Raw genomic sequence first — 16,173 nt, 5'->3', positions numbered from 1 at the left:
GATTAGACGGCGGGAGTGAAGCCAGCTTCAACGATGGCGTCCGCTACGGCTTGCGTATTGAGGGTGCCTTCGTGCTCGATGGTGACGGTCGAAACGCCGTCTTTGACCACGTCTACGTTCACGCCGGTGACGCCCGGAACCTCACCGACTTCTTCACTCACGCTCATGGCGCAGTGGTTGCAGGTGAGGCCGGTTGCTTTGACGGTGGTGATTGCCATGATGGTTCCTTCCAGAAAATTTGGAATTACAAAACTTGTGGATGCGCCGCCCGCGTGTCAGCTGCGCATCATGCGGGATATGGCGGCGGTTGCCTCTTTTATTTTCTCATCAACTATTGTCGCATCACCTGTACGTTCGGATTCAATTGCGGCGTTGGTGACGCAATGCCCCATATGTTCTTCGAGCAGGTTGAGTGAGACTGCATGGAGCGCTTTGGAAACCGCCGCGACCTGAGTAAGCACATCAATACAGTACTTGTCTTCCTCGACCATGCGGGCGATACCGCGCACTTGCCCTTCGATGCGGCGCAGGCGCTTCAAATGCGCCTCTTTGTTTGGGGTGTACCCGTGTGGCTGTGCTGAGGAATTACGCTTTGTCATAGATCCAGTGTATACCCTAGGGGGGTATATCTCAAGGGGCGGTGAAGGTGATTTGATATATTGGCTTTATGCGTGCACCACACCCTCAACCGGTCTATACGCTTCCGCACGAGCAAACGGTGCTCAATACCCTGCGGAAGTATGGGGTGGTTAAAGCGCACCTATTCGGTAGCGCGGCACGCGGCGAGCTTAACCCCACCAGTGATCTTGATTTTTTAGTAGAGATGAAAGACTCCCCAGATTACGGCGTATTACTGCGGTTATCTGAGGAGCTTGAGCAGATTACAGGGTACCCGGTCGATGTGCTGACCTCTATTAAGCCTGTTTTTCGTCCCTACATCGAACCCGACTTGACGGAGCTGCCGTTGTGAAAGTTCCAGACCCTTACGTCATCATGGCGCTTGATGCAGGCAGACGCGTGCAGCGTTACACCCCAGAGTCTGCAGAAGCATTTTTTGAATCAGAGCTTATACAAGATGCTATTTGTATGCGGCTGCAGGAAATGGGCGAGAATCTGTCTAAAATTCGTCAGCAGTTTCCTGATTATTACCAGGCTCACCATAGTGAGAGCTGGCACCGCCTGATCGGATTACGTAATGTTATCTCTCATGGTTACGGCGATATCGACCTCGATATTGTGTGGCGCATAGCTTCACAGCACCTATCAGGTGTGATGCAAGAGTTGGAGACCTTGCAGGCATCATCTCTTCCCGACCTGTAACCCGTCGTAGACTGAAACAGAAAAACCCCGGGACGCAGAAACACTGCTGCACTCCGGGGTTTTATCTGGTTTTCGCTGAAGCGTTCGTGGTGTTTAACCGCGGCTTACATCCCCTGCGCCTGGATGGCGGTGATCGCCACCGTGTTGATGATGTCCTCAACGGTGGTACCGCGTGAAAGGTCGTTCACGGGCTTGCGCAGACCCTGCAGAACGGGGCCAACGGCGGGGGCACCCGAAGACTGCTGTACAGCCTTGTAGGTGTTGTTGCCGGTGTTCAGGTCGGGGAAGATGAACACGGTTGCCTGGCCCGCCACCTGGCTGTCGGGCATCTTGGTCGAAGCAATCGACATGTTCGAGGCCGCATCGTACTGAATCGGACCCTCCACCGCGAAATCCGGGTTAGAGGCGCGCACAATCTCGGTTGCCTCACGCACCACATCCACATCTGCACCGGAGCCGGAGGTACCGGTCGAGTACGACAGCATAGCCACCTTCGGATCAACCCCGAACTGGCGCGCAGTCTCAGCGGAAGCCTTCGCAATATCCGCCAGCTGCTCGGCATTCGGGTTCGGGTTCACGGCACAGTCGCCGTACACCAGCACGCGGTCTTCCATGAGCATCAGGAACACCGAAGACACAATCTTGGTGCCCGGGCGGGTCTTAATGAACTCCAGCGAGGGGCGAATCGTGTTCGCAGTCGTATTGATAGCGCCCGAGACCATACCATCCGCAAGACCCTTGTAAACCAGCATCGTACCGAAATACGAGGGATCGCTCATGCGTTCACGCGCGCCCTCAATAGTCATGCCCTTGTGCGCACGCAGCTCAGCATAAGTCGCCGCAAAATCCTCACTGTATTCGTTATTCGCAATGTCGATAATACGAATCGAGGCAGGCAAGTTAATACCCTCAGCCTGGCAGATTTCCGAGATCTTATCCGGGTTACCCAGCAGAATCAGATCACAGAAATCGCGGCGCGCAATCATCTCGGCTGCACGCAGAATACGCACATCATAACCCTCAGGCAGAACCACGGAACGGCGGTTCGCACGAGCGGTCTCAATCAGGTTGTGCAGGAATCGCAGCGGAGTCATCGAAGCCGGGCGCTCAAGCTCAAGACGTGAAAGCAGCTCTTCCTGGTTCACGTATTCATCCCAGCCGCCGAATGCGCTCGCGAGTTTGCGGGCCTGACCGTTGATCACGCTGCCGTGCACGCGGGAAACAGCGCGCGCCGACTTGAAGGTGTCACGGTCGGTCGATAGTACCGGGAAAGGCGCGCTTTCAAGCAGGCTGCCCACGGCGGTGTTATTGCCGGGCAGGTTGTTGAGTCCGCCGGTGAGCAGCATACCCGAAGGTGCCGGGAATGTGGGCGAAAGCGCGGATGCGAGGGTCGCGGCCACAACATCGGCGCGGTCGCCGGGAACGATCACAAAGTCGCCGTCGGCAAACTGGTTGAGGAAGTTTGAGACGGTCATTGCAGCGATCTTGATCTCGTTAATGTCACGGCCAAGATCTTCCTGCGACAGGTGCGAGCCGTCGAGCTTGAGGGCGGCGACGACCTCTGCGATGGTGGGCTTACCCAGGTCTGCGATTTCGGGCAGAACGTAGACGGGGAACTTATGCTCGCCCAGCTTAACGTTCTTCTCAATGCTCTCACGCAGCTCGGGGTCGGCACGGTTGACGATAATCGAGAACAGATCAACCTTGGCTGCCTTAAGCTCGGAACGTGCAACCTCTACGGCGTTGGTTGCTTCTTCGAGGGATGCCTCGTTCGCACCCACGATAGCGATCACGGGCAGGCCTAAATCGCGGGACACCTGGGCGTTGAGATCGAACTCGACGGCGAGTGCGTTCTGGGCGGTCAGGTATATGCCGTCCACGATCACAACATCGCTGTGGGCGGCAATTTCTTCATAGGCGGAAACCGCGCGGGCCGAAATTTCTTCGGTGTTGCCCTCCGCAATGAGCTCTAGTGCCTCGGTGAGCGATACTGCGCCGCCCACCTGCTCGTCAGAGAGGTTAAAGTGCTCTTTCATCAGGCGAATCATGGGGTCATCGCTGGCAGTTTCGCCCTTGAAAATGGGTCGGAAAAAGCCTACTCGATCGGCGCGCTTCACAAGGGAATCTGCGAGGCCCAGGGCGATCAGGGATTTGCCTGAGTCCTGAGTCATCGCCGAGAGATAAATGCCGGTGGTCATAGTGCTCCTTTGGCGTTGAACGTTCGGCGGGGGCGCGCTAACAATCCGGTACGTACGTTGGATGCGCCGGATGCGGCGACTCTCGTCGAGTTTGTCTTGTCCTTTCTATCTTATCGGGGTTGAGAGTCGGGCAAACCTTTTGTTGCGGTGCGAGGGGAATTGAAGACTGCATCATGGTGTGTTTTTGGTGCTTATTTTCGCGGTCAATATGGTTTTAGGTGGGGTTTGAGAAATATTTTGTGGTGAAAAGCATGCTTTCATGCACTAAACACACAATCAAATATCTCGCCCTATCAAACGTCGCTTTCACGCAGGATTATGCAAAATTCTTGTACTTTCAGCGAAAGTCCCCAGGGAGCGTATCGGCCCCCTGTAGATTTTTCGTGTGAGAATCTACGATTGAAATATGTTGTTTGCATTTTCTGTAGCTCCCACGGGCGGGGGTTCCGCCGACGGTTCTGTTCACGATGCGGTTGCCGAGGCCGTATCCATCGTTCGTTCTTCCGGTCTGCCGCATCAAACCGGGCCCATGTTCACCACGATTGAGGGCGACTGGGATGAGTGCATGGATGTTATTAAACGCGCTACCGAGGCGGTGACGAAACGTGCCCCGCGCGTCTCGCTGGTGGTCAAGGCCGATATTCGCCCCGGTCACGATCATGGCGAAATTGAGGGTAAGGTGCAGCGTCTCAACGCCGCTATAGATCAGATGGAATCGGGTAAATAAGCATCGGAATACTGGCTCGACAAGGCTATATGTTGTATGTGGCATATAGAATTAACGGCTATCGTGGCGATGCTCTAATACGTGCGTAACGGGTGGTGCTTACATTCTTGTGAAGGTACTCCTAGCCGTTGAAATGCGTGTGCCGCAGGAACACTCAACTGTATTCCAGATTCGGCATATACGGCTGACGCAGTAGCTCGAGCAGCGACAGGCAGGTTCGCGGTTTAGGACTCGAATTCCTGCCTGTTGCCCGAACCTAGCGTAGGCTTATGTGCATGGCGAAAAAGAAAAACCGCAGCGTTGCTTCACGCCGCGTCGAGCATCCGAACAAAACAGGTGCGGTTGCCGGTGTTTACCCCATTTCGACCGGTGAGGCTGAGCTTGTGCCCGATGGTTACCACGCTGATGGTTGGCTTCTGCTCATCAACGGTGTGCAGTCTTCGCATGTGATAGTGGGGCAGCCGCGCATGCTCGATTTTGAGTACATGCGCTGGATTGCTGCGGTTCTCGACTCGCATATTCAGACTCACCTTAACCCCGAAAAACTGCGTATCACCCATCTGGGCGGCGGGGCGTGTTCCCTAGCGCGCTATTGCGCGGATGTATACCCAAGTTCACGCAATACCGTTGTGGAGCTTGATGCCAAGCTGGCCGAATATGTGCGTGACTGGTTCGATATTCCTAAGTCGCCGCGCGTAAAAATTCGGGTGGGTGATGCGGGTACCGTCACTCGCTCGTTTGCACCGGCATCGCGCGATGTAGTTATTCGCGATGTATTCGCGGTAGATAAAACTCCGGCGGAACTTACAGGCGTGGATTTCGTGCGGACGGTTGATAACTCTCTGGGGCCCGGTGGGCTGTATATTCTCAACTGCGGCGATGACCGCACGCTTAATGCCGCCCGCGCCGAAGCCGCCGCCTTGCTTGAGGTGTTTGAATACGTGAGTATTGTGGCCGATTCCGCAATGCTCAAAGGAAGGCGGCGCGGAAATATTATTCTGGCGGGTTCACATGTTCCGCTTCCGCAGCTTGGAAGCGCCGAGGCGGCGTCTATTTCTCGTGTCCTCATGGGTGGGGGAGTACCTGCCCAATATTGGGATACTGAGAAGGTTCGGGCCTTCGCCCGGAAGGGTGCATAAACCGCATTTGTCTAACCCTGATACCTGCTATATGCCTGATCGGGAATATGGCATATATCGGCAAAAATTTTTATTTATACTAGTCAAATACCTTATATTCCTATATTGGAATATATTTTATGTGCCCAAAAAGCACTTACCCAAGCTGCGGAAAATAAGGATGCAGTTTCTCGCGAAGCACTCGCGATGAAGGATAAAAATCTTCCCACCGAACCTGAACCATATGCCAACCTTCGGGGGTCGGTGCATCCGCGTGAGGAAGCGCGGCGTCGGAGGACACCATTGCAAGACCCACCCGCTGTTCGAGCCACACGAAACTCGCCTGCCGGGTGCGTAACATGCGGTACACACCCGCATAGTCCGAGGTGCGGTTCGAGGTATGCGCATCCGAAGTCCCCAACAAATATGCTTCAAAATCCAGCCGATGCACGGGCGCGGGAAGACCCATCTCAACCAACTGAAGGCGCGCCACGCTTTCTAAGAGCGAGCCGCTGCGCGCATCCGCATGCGTGGCAATATGGGTGGCCGCCGAATTTTGACTCGCCTGCAAACGCGGCAAGATCTCTTCGGGGCCAAGCATTCGACGGTGCAGCGCGGCATCGACGAGGGCGCATCCTTCAAGAACGGGAAGTGTGCGGGCACAATCCAGGAGGGTCTGCGAGAGCTCGGTAACCCGAAAATTCGGGCGTAAGACCGTCACCTGCGCCGGGGTTTCATTGTTTGTATACTCCAGAATGCCATCCGACGCCGCCCCTCGCACCGAATATCCGGCGAGCACATGCAAATTCTGCGGCACATGCAGAAGCGGCAGACCGTATAGAAATGCCGCTGAAGACAGGCAAAACACGCATGTAGAGTCACGCAGTGCCAGCGCGGTGTGGCGTGCCAAAACCTGAAGAGAAGGCGTGAAGGAATCCCAGGCCGATGCGGCAATATACACCCCTTGAAGCACGCTGACCAGCTCTTTTGTGCGTAGTTTACGCCGCATTGTGGTGCGGGTATACCCGGAATTAAGCAGCCTTTCCTGGGTATAAAGCTGATCAAGAAGCGTGAAGTTGGGTGACATATCCTCAAGTATGGCACGACATGAACACCACTCAGCGCACGAAGACGATATGCGTCATAGAGATCAACCTTGTGTTAAATAACGTCTCATCCTGCGAGCTTGTGGCGGCACTGAACCCACCTCGCGCTAAGATTGAACCCATGCGATACACCTACCTTGGACCCTCAGGCACCTTCACCGAATCCGCCCTGCTTTCCGTGCCCGGCGCGGTCGGTGCCGAACGCATTCCCGCCACCAGCGTGCCTAATGCGCTCGAACGTCTTCGCAGTGGCGATGTGGATGCCGCCATGGTGCCCATTGAGAACTCGGTCGAAGGCGGGGTGAGCGCTACTCTTGATGCGATCGCGGCTTCCGAAGGAATGCGCATTATCCGCGAGGTGCTGGTACCTATCAGGTTCGTGCTGGTCGCGGCGCGTCCACTCGCTTTGGAAGACATCAAAACCGTTTCAACCCACTCGCACGCCTGGGCTCAGGTGCGGCAATGGGCGGATGCGACCATCCCCACCGCCGAATACCTGCCCGGTTCCTCCACCGCGGCAGCAGCCGTGGGCCTGCTTGACCCTTCCTGTGCGTATGATGCCGCAATTTGTTCGCCAGCGCTTTTGGCAACCCACCCCGACCTGCATGTGCTTGCCGAGGACATTGGCGATAACAAAAACGCCGTCACCCGGTTTGTGCTTATCAGCAGCACCGCGGATATTCCAGAGCCTACCGGTGCCGATAAGACGACGCTCACGATCCCTCTGCCCGAAAATCGAGAGGGCACTCCCGAAAACCGTTCGGGTGCGCTCCTGGAACTGCTCGAACAGTTCGCTTCGCGCGGCGTGAACCTCTCACGCATCGAATCGCGCCCCACCGGAAGGCAGATGGGATCCTATATGTTCAGCGTGGACGCAGACGGGCATATTTATGAGGCTCGAATGCGCGACGCCCTGCGCGGCCTGCACCGCATAGCACCCGGCATTAAATACCTGGGATCGTACCCGCGCGCCGACCGGCAGCCCACCGTTGCGCCGCGCATCCACTCCGAGAATTCGTTCGATGCTGCCCACGCCTGGGTGGAATCGCTCTTCCCGGGTGGGCGACCGGCGCATCTGAAACGCTAAACCGCCCCCCGCGATCGTATAAAAACGCTCGTGATGAATACAGAGGGTTTTCAACACTTTATTCATATCAAGGTTCTTTTTACGGCTGGGGGCGACTGGGTACTATTGATATGTGATTGATATTAACCTCCTCCGCGAAAACCCCGAGATTTTCCGCGCCTCCCAGCGAGCACGCGGCAAAGACGAAGCGCATGTAGACCGTATTCTTGAGGCGGATGCCGCACGCCGCGCCTCGATCGGCACCTACGAGAACCTGCGCGCCGAACAGAATGCCTTCGGTAAACAGGTGGCGAAGGCGCCCAAGGAAGAGAAACCCGCTCTCGTAGCGCAGGCGAAAGAACTCGCCGCCCACGTGGCAAATGCGAAAGCGGCATCTGAGGCGAAAACCGCCGAATATGAAGAGCTGCTAAGCTCCATCGAAAACCTGATTATCGACGGTGTACCCACCGGCGGCGAAGACGACTTTGTGGTGCTCAAAGAAGTCGGCACCCCCCGCGATTTCACCGCAGAAGGTTTTGAACCGCGCGACCACCTGGAAATAGGCGAACTCGTCGGCGGCATCGACATGGCACGCGGCGCCAAGGTATCCGGCTCGCGCTTCTACTTCCTCAAAGGGCAGGTTGCCCGTCTGGAACAGGCGCTCATGTGGATGGCGCTCGATCTGGCAACAGCCAACGGCTTCACCATGATGACAACCCCCACCCTCGTGCGCCCCGAAATCATGAACGGAACCGGGTTCAACGTCAAACACGACGACGAAATATACCGCCTTGAACGTGACGACCTGTACCTGGTCGGCACCTCGGAGGTGGCGCTTGCGGGCTACCATATGGACGAAATACTCGACCTTAGCGACGGACCCAAGAAGTACTTGGGCTGGTCATCCTGCTACCGCCGTGAAGCCGGTGCCGCCGGTAAAGATACCCGCGGTATTATTCGCGTGCACCAGTTCAACAAGGCCGAAATGTTTGTCTACTGCCAGGTGGAACAGGCGGAAGAAATACACGAGCAGATGCGTGCCCTCGAAGAAGAAATGCTGCAAAAGTGCGGTCTTGCGTATCGCGTGATTGATACCGCCGCAGGGGATTTGGGCACCTCTGCCGCACGCAAGTTCGACTGTGAGGCGTGGGTTCCCACCCAGGGCACCTACCGCGAGCTGACCTCGACCTCGAACTGCACCACCTACCAGGCACGCCGCCTAAACATACGCGAACGCACCGCAGACACCGTGGACGATGCGGGCAATGTGCGTAAGGGGCGCACCCGCGCGGTCGCAACCCTCAACGGTACCTTGGCAACTACCCGTTGGGTTGTGGCGATTCTGGAGACCCACCAGCAGCCTGACGGCTCGGTGCGTATTCCTGAGGCGCTGCGTCCGTATATGGGCGGCGCTGAGGTTATTCCTGTGGTGTAAAAACGGGTGCTTCGCCGAGCTGTTAAATCTGCTGTTTTGTCGTGCGGGAAACCTGCCGACGGCGGAAGTACGGTGTGCTAGCATGAAAACATTACTGAAATGGAAAGCTACATACTTTATGTATGTAGCGGAGAGGCTCGGCGGCTTGCAACGACCGAACCCCTCCTTGCGAGTTGATACTACTTCAGGTTGCGGATAACAACCTTGAGAGCATCAAGAGCATGCAAAACAGCCTGAGCTGATCCATCGGTAAGGATGAGACTTACCAGGATCGCTTGGGCTGTTTCCATGAGTTCGAAGAACGTCATGGCTCTACTCACCTCCCCTCTGCCCCAAGAGTCGACCGCAGGGATTTACTGAAATGGATGTGCTGCGGCGCACCCCGGGAAGAGGGCAGTATTAACTTTACCTAAGAAGTATGTGGTGGATTTCGCCTAAATCGGTGGGTATAAGAGGTTGATAAAGCAGCTATGGCGGTGTGATAGCATGATGATATTACTTTGATATGCAAAGTCATCTTTTCTCACACAAAGAAGGGGCTCAGAAGCGGGAACTTCCGAGCCCCAGGTGGGGACTACTTCAAGATTTCCAGTAGGTTCTTGACGTAATCATAGATGGCTGACACGACCCAGGATGATCCGTCCGTGAGGATGAAGCTCACGAGAATCGCCTGGGTCGTTTCTATGAATTCATAGAAAGACATCCTAACCACACCACCTCTCTGCCCCAAGAATCAACGCGCAGGGATTTCACTTTGATATGCGTGGCGCGTGCGTACCCCGGGAAGAGGGCAGTATTAACTTTACACAACAAATATAAGCAGAAGCTCGAAAATACGGTCTACACATTCACTTAACAGGGTTCATATAGAATGATATTGAGTGTATTGTTGATATGTGTGTTTAAGTACGCATCTGAGACTTCTACACATTATTTCTATTTCTGTTCATTCACCTCTTCAGCAGTAAAAGTAATAAAACTATTCTTTTATGGGTGTAACTACCTTTGTGCGTATTCGTATGTGATAACACAGATGTATTCAGCCTTTATAGCTCTTGAAAGGAACTGTTGATGGTGTATTCTTCGCCTCCGGTGGTGATGCGTGATGTTGTTCAGAAGTTTGGTAGTACTACTGTTTTGCATGGTCTTGATCTGACGGTTAATCCTGGTGAGATTGTTGCTCTTTTGGGGCCGAATGGTGCGGGGAAAAGTACTGCGGTTGATATTATTTTGGGTTTGACTAAACCGTATGCTGGGTCGGTTGAGGTTTTTGGGGCGACTCCGCAGCGTGCTGTTAAGGCGGGGCGTGTTGCTGCTGTGCAGCAGGATGGTGGTTTGCTTCCTGATTTGACGGTTAAAGAGACCGTGCAGTATATGGCGTCTTTGTATGGCAAGCTTAAGAATGTTTCTGCTGTTCTGGCTCAGGCCGGGCTTGAGGGTAATGCTAAGACGCTTGTGCAGAAATGTTCTGGTGGGCAGAAGCAGCGTCTTCGTTTTGCTATTGCGTTGTTGACTGACCCGGATTTTTTGATTCTTGATGAGCCCACGGCTGGTATGGATGTGCAGGGTCGCCGTGATTTTTGGGCGTCGGTGACTCAGTCGGGGGATCATCAGCGTGCTGTTTTGTTTGCGACTCATTATTTGGCTGAGGTTGATGAGTTTGCTGATCGTGTGGTGGTCATTAATCAGGGGCATGTGGTAGCGGATGGGACTCCTGCTGAGATCAGGTCTTATGCGCGGGGTTCTACTTTGCGTGCGACGGTCAATGATGCGTGGACGTCTGAGCAAATTGAGGAGCGTCTTGCGCAGCTTCGTGCTCTTGATGGTGTGAGTGCAGTATCGTTGCACGGTATTCGCCTGGAAATCTCTGCTGCTGATGCGGACGCTGTTGCTTCGCATCTGCTTGCTGGTGGGTTCGCTAAGAACCTGGAGATCACATCGTCTTCCTTAGATGATGCGTTTGTGTTACTGACCGAGACCGATTCTGAAGGAGAGCGCAAGAATGCCAAATAACACTAGTGCCCAGGCGGCGAGTCTTTCTCAGGTGCGTCCCGTGTGGATTAATAGCACTGTTGTTCTGTTGGAGCTGCGCAGGAAATTCCGTAATTTGCGGGTCTTTATCCTGGCTATTTTGCTTCCTGTTATGTTCTTCTTTATGCTCGCCTACCCGCAGCGTGACAGCCTGGAAGGGGCGGTGAATACCGGGACCTACTATATGATCGGGATCAGCGCCTATGCTGCTATTGTCTCTAGTTCGGCTGCCGGTGCTGCTATTCCGATTGAGCGTGCTCAGGGGTGGTCGCGTGCCCTTGCGCTGACGCCGTTTCGGCCTTTAGGGTACGTTATTACGAAGGTGATCTCGTCTATGTTGCTGGGTGCTATCGCTGTTGTGGTGATGATGGTTCTGGGGCTTGTGACGGGTATGCCTTTGGATGCGTGGCAGGCGGCGCAGTCGTCACTCATTATTATTGCTGGAAGTTCTGCTTTTGCTGCGTTTGGTATTTTTGTGGGCTATTTTATGTCCGCTGATAGTGCGCAAACGCTTATTAATCTTATTATCTCTGTGTTCTCTTCATTTGGTGGGTTGCTTCTTCCGCTGTCCCTTTTTCCTCAGGCGCTTCAGGATATTGCGCATTGGCTGCCGTCGTACGGGTTAGGTGTTTTGGCTCGTTTGCCTGTGGGGGTGGAATGGGATCCTTGGGCTTTGGTGAACCTGGTGGCGTGGCTGGTGATTTTTGTGGCGGGTGCAGCCTGGTGCTTGAGTAAGGATACACACAGGGTCTAGTTCCTGCCCTCTCAATCGTGCGGGGGACCCCATCAACGACGGAAGTACGGTGGCAAAGCCGGTGTGCTAGCATGGGGGTGTTACTAAGGTGAAAAGCACTGTAGATAATTCACCTTAAAGTGCAGAGAGGTTCGAGCGCTCTCAACACCCGAACCTCTCCTGTGGGGTGATGTTACTTCAGGTTACGAACGATAACCTTAAGCGCATCAACGGTGCATGAAACAGCCTGAGCTGATCCATTGGTAAGGATGAGACTTACCAGGATTGCTTGGGTCGTTTCTATGAATTCATAGAAAGACATCCTTCCCACCCCCTCTCCGCCCCGGGAGTCAACGCAGGGATGTATCTACTATTGCGTGCTGCGGACTCACCCTGCGAAGAGGGCAGTATTACCTTTACCCAATAAATATTTGGGTGATTCTCTAAAACCTGCGCTTTTCGTTAGTGTTGGCGAACTCAATATCGCTGCACCCGGTACTCTAAAGATATGTCCCTTTTTCGGAACCTTGTTGGTGCATCCGCCGCGGCAGCGACTCTCACGGCGGTTGCTCGGCGTGTTCGCAAGCATGCGCAGCGCATCGTTACGCCCCTCGGAATCTGGAGTACTCTGCCCGTCGCTCAAGAGCGGCACGTCGGTATTGTGTATAACCCCAGCAAGTCGAGCACCCACGCGGTAGTTAATATTCTGGAACGTACCGTGGTCGCCAACGGTTGGAAACCCGCCCTCGCGAGTACCACTCGTATCGACGAACCCGGCACCCAGGCTGCTCGCGATCTGATCGACCGGGGCGCCGATACCCTGCTCGCGGTCGGCGGGGACGGAACCGTGCGCGCGGTCGCCGCCGCCATTCAAGAAGCCAGGAGTCGGGGCAAAGACGTCACGCTCGGTATTATTCCGCTGGGGACAGGCAACCTGCTGGCACGCAACCTGCGTCTGCCTATCACCGATATAGCCGCCTGCATTAACATTGCGCTCAACGGAACGCACCAGCTGGTCGATGCTATCGACATGAGCGCCGAATCTGCCGAAGGCGACGTTACCAACCACATGTTCTACGTGATGAGCGGCGCGGGGTTTGATGCGCTCGTCATGAACGACGCCAACGAAGACCTTAAAGCTCGTATCGGTTGGCTAGCCTATGTGCACAGCGGGCTGAACCATATCTTCGGGCACTCCCACAAGGTCAGAATACAGCTCGACGACGATGAACCTTTCGAAGCACGTGCGCGTTCGGTGCTCATCGCCAATTGCGGGCGGCTGCAGGGCGGACTGCAGCTGACCGATATTACCGAGGTTAATGACGGCAACCTCGAAGTGATCATCATATCGCCGCGTACCGTCCTGGAATGGGGGCAGCTGGCTGCCAAAGTGGTCCGCCGCGCCCTGCCCGGTTCATCGCGCGTCTCTCTGCCGGTCATGCGCCATTATGTGGGGCATCGGGTCTCACTGGACATGCTTTCGGGGGCACAGCCTATTGAAGTCGACGGCGATTTAGCGCCCTCGGCGATCAAGCTGCAGGCGCGCATCGTGCCGAGCGCTCTCAGCGTGAATGTGCACCCGGATGCGCTCGCAAATTAGAACCTCGGCTCGCCCGAGCGCCTGTGTTTATGTGGCTTAACCTTCTTTGGTGTGGTGTCTTCACCGGTTATCTCGCTTTAAACACCTTTTTAGTGCGAGAATGAGATGAAAGTTTGTTTCAAGAAAGAAGAGAAGTTCATGCTTATCCTCGTTGTGAACGCGGGTTCCTCATCCCTCAAATACCAGGTGCGCGACACCTCTGCGCCTGAAGCCGAGCAAATGATTACCTCAGGGCTCATCGAAAATATCGGCACTGACGTTCCCGACCACGAAGTCGCTCTGCACATGATGGCTGAGAAACTCGAAGGCGTGCTGCACGGCCGTCAGCTGCAGGCTATCGGTCACCGCGTGGTGCAGGGTGCCGAGAAATTTACCCACCCCGTGCTGCTCAACGAGCAGGTTATCGACGAGATCGATGCGCTCTCACCGCTTGCGCCTCTGCACAACCCCGCGCACGTAAAGGGTATGCGTGCTGCTTTCCACACGTGGCCAGACCTGCCGCAGGTTGCCGTGTTCGATACCGCGTTCCACTCGACCATGCCCGAGCATGCTTGGCGTTACGCTATTCCTTATGACCTGGCTGATAAGTACAGTATTCGCCGCTACGGCTTCCACGGTACCAGCCATGAATACGTCTCTCATGTTGCCGCAGATATGCTCGGTATTGCCCGCGACGAATTTAACGGTGTGGTGGCGCACCTGGGCAATGGTGCATCCGTGACCGCTGTGAAGGGTGGAAAGTCCGTGGATACGTCGATGGGCTATACCCCGCTGGCTGGTCTGGTGATGGGTACCCGTTCGGGCGATATTGACCCCTCTGCGCTGACCACGATTCTCACCCGCGACCCCGAGATCGATGCGGAACGCCTGGATACCATTCTCAACAAGGAATCTGGTTTGCTGGCGCTGGCGGGTTCCAACGATATGCGTAAGGTGGTGGAGTCTGCGCAGTCGGGCGACGAACGCGCACAGTTGGCTCTGGACATGACCGCATACCGCCTGATGAAGTACATCGGCGGCTACAACCTGGTGGTTGGTGGCGCGCAGGCGCTTATTTTCACCGCGGGTATTGGCGAAAATTCCGGCGACTTCCGCAAACTGGTGCTGGACCGCCTGGCGCCGTTGGGCATTCGCTACAACGAGGAAGAGAACATGAAGCGTTCCCCCGAACCGCGCTTGATCTCGACCGAGGATTCGAGCATCGCCGTGTTCGTCATCCCCACCAACGAGGAGAAAGCGATCGCTGAGGCTACCGAGGAGCTCGTCGCGTAGCAGTATCTTCTACTTCTTCCCTTCGGGGATGCTGCTAAAGGCTCTTGATCGTGAATAAGCGAGATTTTCTGTGCTTTATTCGCGTTCAAGAGCCTTTCTAGCATGGGCGGCAGAGCGCCGGGCACAAGGCTGGCACGAAAGCGTATACGCGGCTTTGGGTGACAAAAACTCTAGGGTCAGGGCATCAAGAATAAGCGTAAGGCGAGGGAATGTTGAACTTTATATCTAAATAATATTTGACACATTATTTTAGTAATTATTTAAATTACTTAACGGCATAAAATTTGCTATAGTTGTTTTGGTTCAGAATGCTTTGTGCAGATGAACTAATAGATACAAAGAATAGTGTGCATTCTCTATTCGTGGTTGTGTGGGGAAATGCTGGCATTCTTTGTATCAAAACTGGCACAGGTATATCACATCTATCACTCACTTAGATGACATATACAACGAGGTGCAGAAAATTGGGGTCGCAGGACTTTGGGCATGTATGTTCGCGGCCTCCGGTGTGAAAAACCCTCGCGGTATGTTCCTCCCATGAAACCTTGTACGTTTCATGAGTATAATTCCGCGGAATAACAGGGGTTTGAGCTTTCTGTAAGCCTTCAGGTTCTCTGAAGGGACTCGTTGCACACGAAGGTATCTTATAGGGATTGGTGCCTTCTAAATCCGTGCTAGAACTGTACACATGTGTATAGGGTGTTTTATGTGTATAGTTTGGATGCCGTCATGATTTTTCATGGCGGCATCCTTTTTCTTTATGATAAAAATAGTGGAAAGGTAAATACTTGCTAGGTGCAGCAATAAATATATTTTATTCGCCTAAAGTATGTAAATTATTTATAGCGAAAACATTATCAGGATTTTGTGTAAGGAATACGAGGTGTAAATTCTAGGGGAGGGACATACACGGAGCCTTCGTCGGAAATCCAGGACTTCCGTTCACCTGCCCAATCGGTGTTAAGGGTAGTGATCAAAAGATTCCAGTCGACTCCCAGACCAAACGAGCTAACGGATTCAAAAAGTGGTGGGTTGCTGGGCATGCTAGTTCACATCCACTACGGGGAGACCTGCCCACTACAGCAAACGTGGTTGAACGGCAAAACGCAATTCAGCCCCTAGCTGAAGAGGTTATCTCTGAGATAGGAATGGTCAGCTCCTCCGTTCGGATGTAGACGTTCCTACAAACGGACAATATACAAATGTTTTCCTTACCCCTATATTTATATTTAAGAATGAAAGCTTTTTCATAAGGAAGGTAGGCATCATGAAAACCGAAAAATCGAAAGAAATTTTCTGGAGCATCATCTCAATTCTCGTAGGCGGAGTAGCCTGGCTAACCATGCAGAATATTTCATGGGGTGTAGTAGACCCCGCGAAAGTCGGTCTCGTATTCGCAGTAATCGGCCTCATTTCGCTTATCTGGGCTCTCTTCAATAAAAACTCCGATAGCTCACGAGCGCACGAGACTATACGTAACGCCAATAGGTCAAAGGAGGATTAAGGAGGGTTATTCATTAGGGGTGTAACACTCCAACCGCCTAACCACTCTTCACCACACAGAAAA

16 protein-coding genes are annotated in these 16,173 nt (G+C 54.1%); 11 read left to right on the top strand and 5 right to left on the bottom strand.

What is annotated here, in order from left to right:
• Positions 1 to 2: 2 nt before the first annotated feature.
• Positions 3 to 218: a heavy-metal-associated domain-containing protein gene (locus HMPREF2554_RS10225; RefSeq protein ID WP_004005811.1), complete on the bottom strand. Its 216-nt coding sequence runs from the start codon at positions 216 to 218 to the stop codon at positions 3 to 5.
• Between the two features lie 57 nt (positions 219 to 275).
• Positions 276 to 599 carry a metal-sensitive transcriptional regulator gene (locus HMPREF2554_RS10220; protein ID WP_070555154.1) on the bottom strand — a complete coding sequence of 108 codons (324 nt, stop codon included), beginning with the start codon at positions 597 to 599 and terminating at the stop codon, positions 276 to 278.
• Positions 600 to 667: 68 nt separating this feature from the next.
• On the opposite strand from HMPREF2554_RS10220, the gene HMPREF2554_RS10215 reads away from it, so the two are divergent.
• Together HMPREF2554_RS10215 and HMPREF2554_RS10210 are read left to right on the top strand one after the other, a co-directional pair.
• Entirely contained in the window at positions 668 to 970 is a 303-nt protein-coding gene (locus HMPREF2554_RS10215; protein WP_070555151.1) for a nucleotidyltransferase family protein, read from the top strand.
• On the top strand, positions 967 to 1,320 hold the full coding sequence (locus tag HMPREF2554_RS10210; RefSeq protein WP_070555148.1) for a HepT-like ribonuclease domain-containing protein: 354 nt from the start codon (positions 967 to 969) through the stop codon (positions 1,318 to 1,320). Before HMPREF2554_RS10215 ends, HMPREF2554_RS10210 begins: the two co-directional genes overlap by 4 nt.
• Before the next feature lie 104 nt (positions 1,321 to 1,424).
• Here the strand turns inward: HMPREF2554_RS10210 and pta are convergent, their stop codons facing one another.
• Positions 1,425 to 3,518, bottom strand: a complete 2,094-nt coding sequence (gene pta / locus HMPREF2554_RS10205) for a phosphate acetyltransferase (protein WP_070555145.1) — start codon at positions 3,516 to 3,518, stop codon at positions 1,425 to 1,427.
• A gap of 406 nt (positions 3,519 to 3,924) precedes the next feature.
• Here pta and HMPREF2554_RS10200 point away from each other — a divergent pair, with 406 nt between their 5' ends.
• Complete coding sequence (locus tag HMPREF2554_RS10200) at positions 3,925 to 4,245, top strand: thiamine-binding protein (protein ID WP_013398021.1); 321 nt, start codon at positions 3,925 to 3,927, stop codon at positions 4,243 to 4,245.
• 275 nt (positions 4,246 to 4,520) lie between these two features.
• Complete coding sequence (locus tag HMPREF2554_RS10195; protein WP_070555142.1) at positions 4,521 to 5,384, top strand: spermidine synthase; 864 nt, start codon at positions 4,521 to 4,523, stop codon at positions 5,382 to 5,384.
• 136 nt (positions 5,385 to 5,520) lie between these two features.
• Here HMPREF2554_RS10195 and HMPREF2554_RS10190 read toward each other — a convergent pair whose 3' ends face one another.
• The gene (locus HMPREF2554_RS10190; RefSeq protein WP_070555139.1) at positions 5,521 to 6,450 is read right to left on the bottom strand and encodes a hypothetical protein; all 930 of its coding nucleotides are present in this window, start codon (positions 6,448 to 6,450) and stop codon (positions 5,521 to 5,523) included.
• Between the two features lie 140 nt (positions 6,451 to 6,590).
• Between HMPREF2554_RS10190 and pheA the strand changes: the two genes are divergently transcribed.
• Together pheA and serS are read left to right on the top strand one after the other, a co-directional pair.
• Positions 6,591 to 7,556, top strand: coding sequence for a prephenate dehydratase (pheA, locus tag HMPREF2554_RS10185; protein ID WP_070555480.1), 966 nt, complete (start codon positions 6,591 to 6,593; stop codon positions 7,554 to 7,556).
• A gap of 112 nt (positions 7,557 to 7,668) precedes the next feature.
• Entirely contained in the window at positions 7,669 to 8,970 is a 1,302-nt protein-coding gene (serS, locus tag HMPREF2554_RS10180; protein WP_070555136.1) for a serine--tRNA ligase, read from the top strand.
• Between the two features lie 179 nt (positions 8,971 to 9,149).
• Here the strand turns inward: serS and HMPREF2554_RS11360 are convergent, their stop codons facing one another.
• On the bottom strand, positions 9,150 to 9,278 hold the full coding sequence (locus HMPREF2554_RS11360; protein WP_080513857.1) for a cell division protein FtsL: 129 nt from the start codon (positions 9,276 to 9,278) through the stop codon (positions 9,150 to 9,152).
• Between the two features lie 763 nt (positions 9,279 to 10,041).
• On the opposite strand from HMPREF2554_RS11360, the gene HMPREF2554_RS10175 reads away from it, so the two are divergent.
• From HMPREF2554_RS10175 to HMPREF2554_RS10155, 5 genes are all read left to right on the top strand, one after another.
• A complete protein-coding gene (locus HMPREF2554_RS10175) occupies positions 10,042 to 10,983 on the top strand; it encodes an ABC transporter ATP-binding protein (RefSeq protein WP_070555132.1) in 942 nt (313 codons plus the stop codon).
• Entirely contained in the window at positions 10,973 to 11,755 is a 783-nt protein-coding gene (locus HMPREF2554_RS10170; RefSeq protein ID WP_070450632.1) for an ABC transporter permease, read from the top strand. Before HMPREF2554_RS10175 ends, HMPREF2554_RS10170 begins: the two co-directional genes overlap by 11 nt.
• Positions 11,756 to 12,242: 487 nt before the next feature.
• Positions 12,243 to 13,334, top strand: a complete 1,092-nt coding sequence (locus HMPREF2554_RS10165; RefSeq protein ID WP_070555127.1) for a diacylglycerol/lipid kinase family protein — start codon at positions 12,243 to 12,245, stop codon at positions 13,332 to 13,334.
• A 138-nt stretch (positions 13,335 to 13,472) separates the two neighbouring features.
• A complete protein-coding gene (locus HMPREF2554_RS10160) occupies positions 13,473 to 14,606 on the top strand; it encodes an acetate/propionate family kinase (protein WP_004005800.1) in 1,134 nt (377 codons plus the stop codon).
• A 1,267-nt stretch (positions 14,607 to 15,873) separates the two neighbouring features.
• Positions 15,874 to 16,110: a hypothetical protein gene (locus HMPREF2554_RS10155; RefSeq protein ID WP_013398007.1), complete on the top strand. Its 237-nt coding sequence runs from the start codon at positions 15,874 to 15,876 to the stop codon at positions 16,108 to 16,110.
• Positions 16,111 to 16,173: the final 63 nt, after the last annotated feature.

The organism is Rothia sp. HMSC071F11 (assembly GCF_001809115.1).
Taxonomy (GTDB): Bacteria; Actinomycetota; Actinomycetes; order Actinomycetales; family Micrococcaceae; genus Rothia; species Rothia dentocariosa.
The sequence above is the reverse complement of the archived record's forward strand: the minus strand, read 5'-3'. Positions and strand labels throughout refer to the sequence as shown.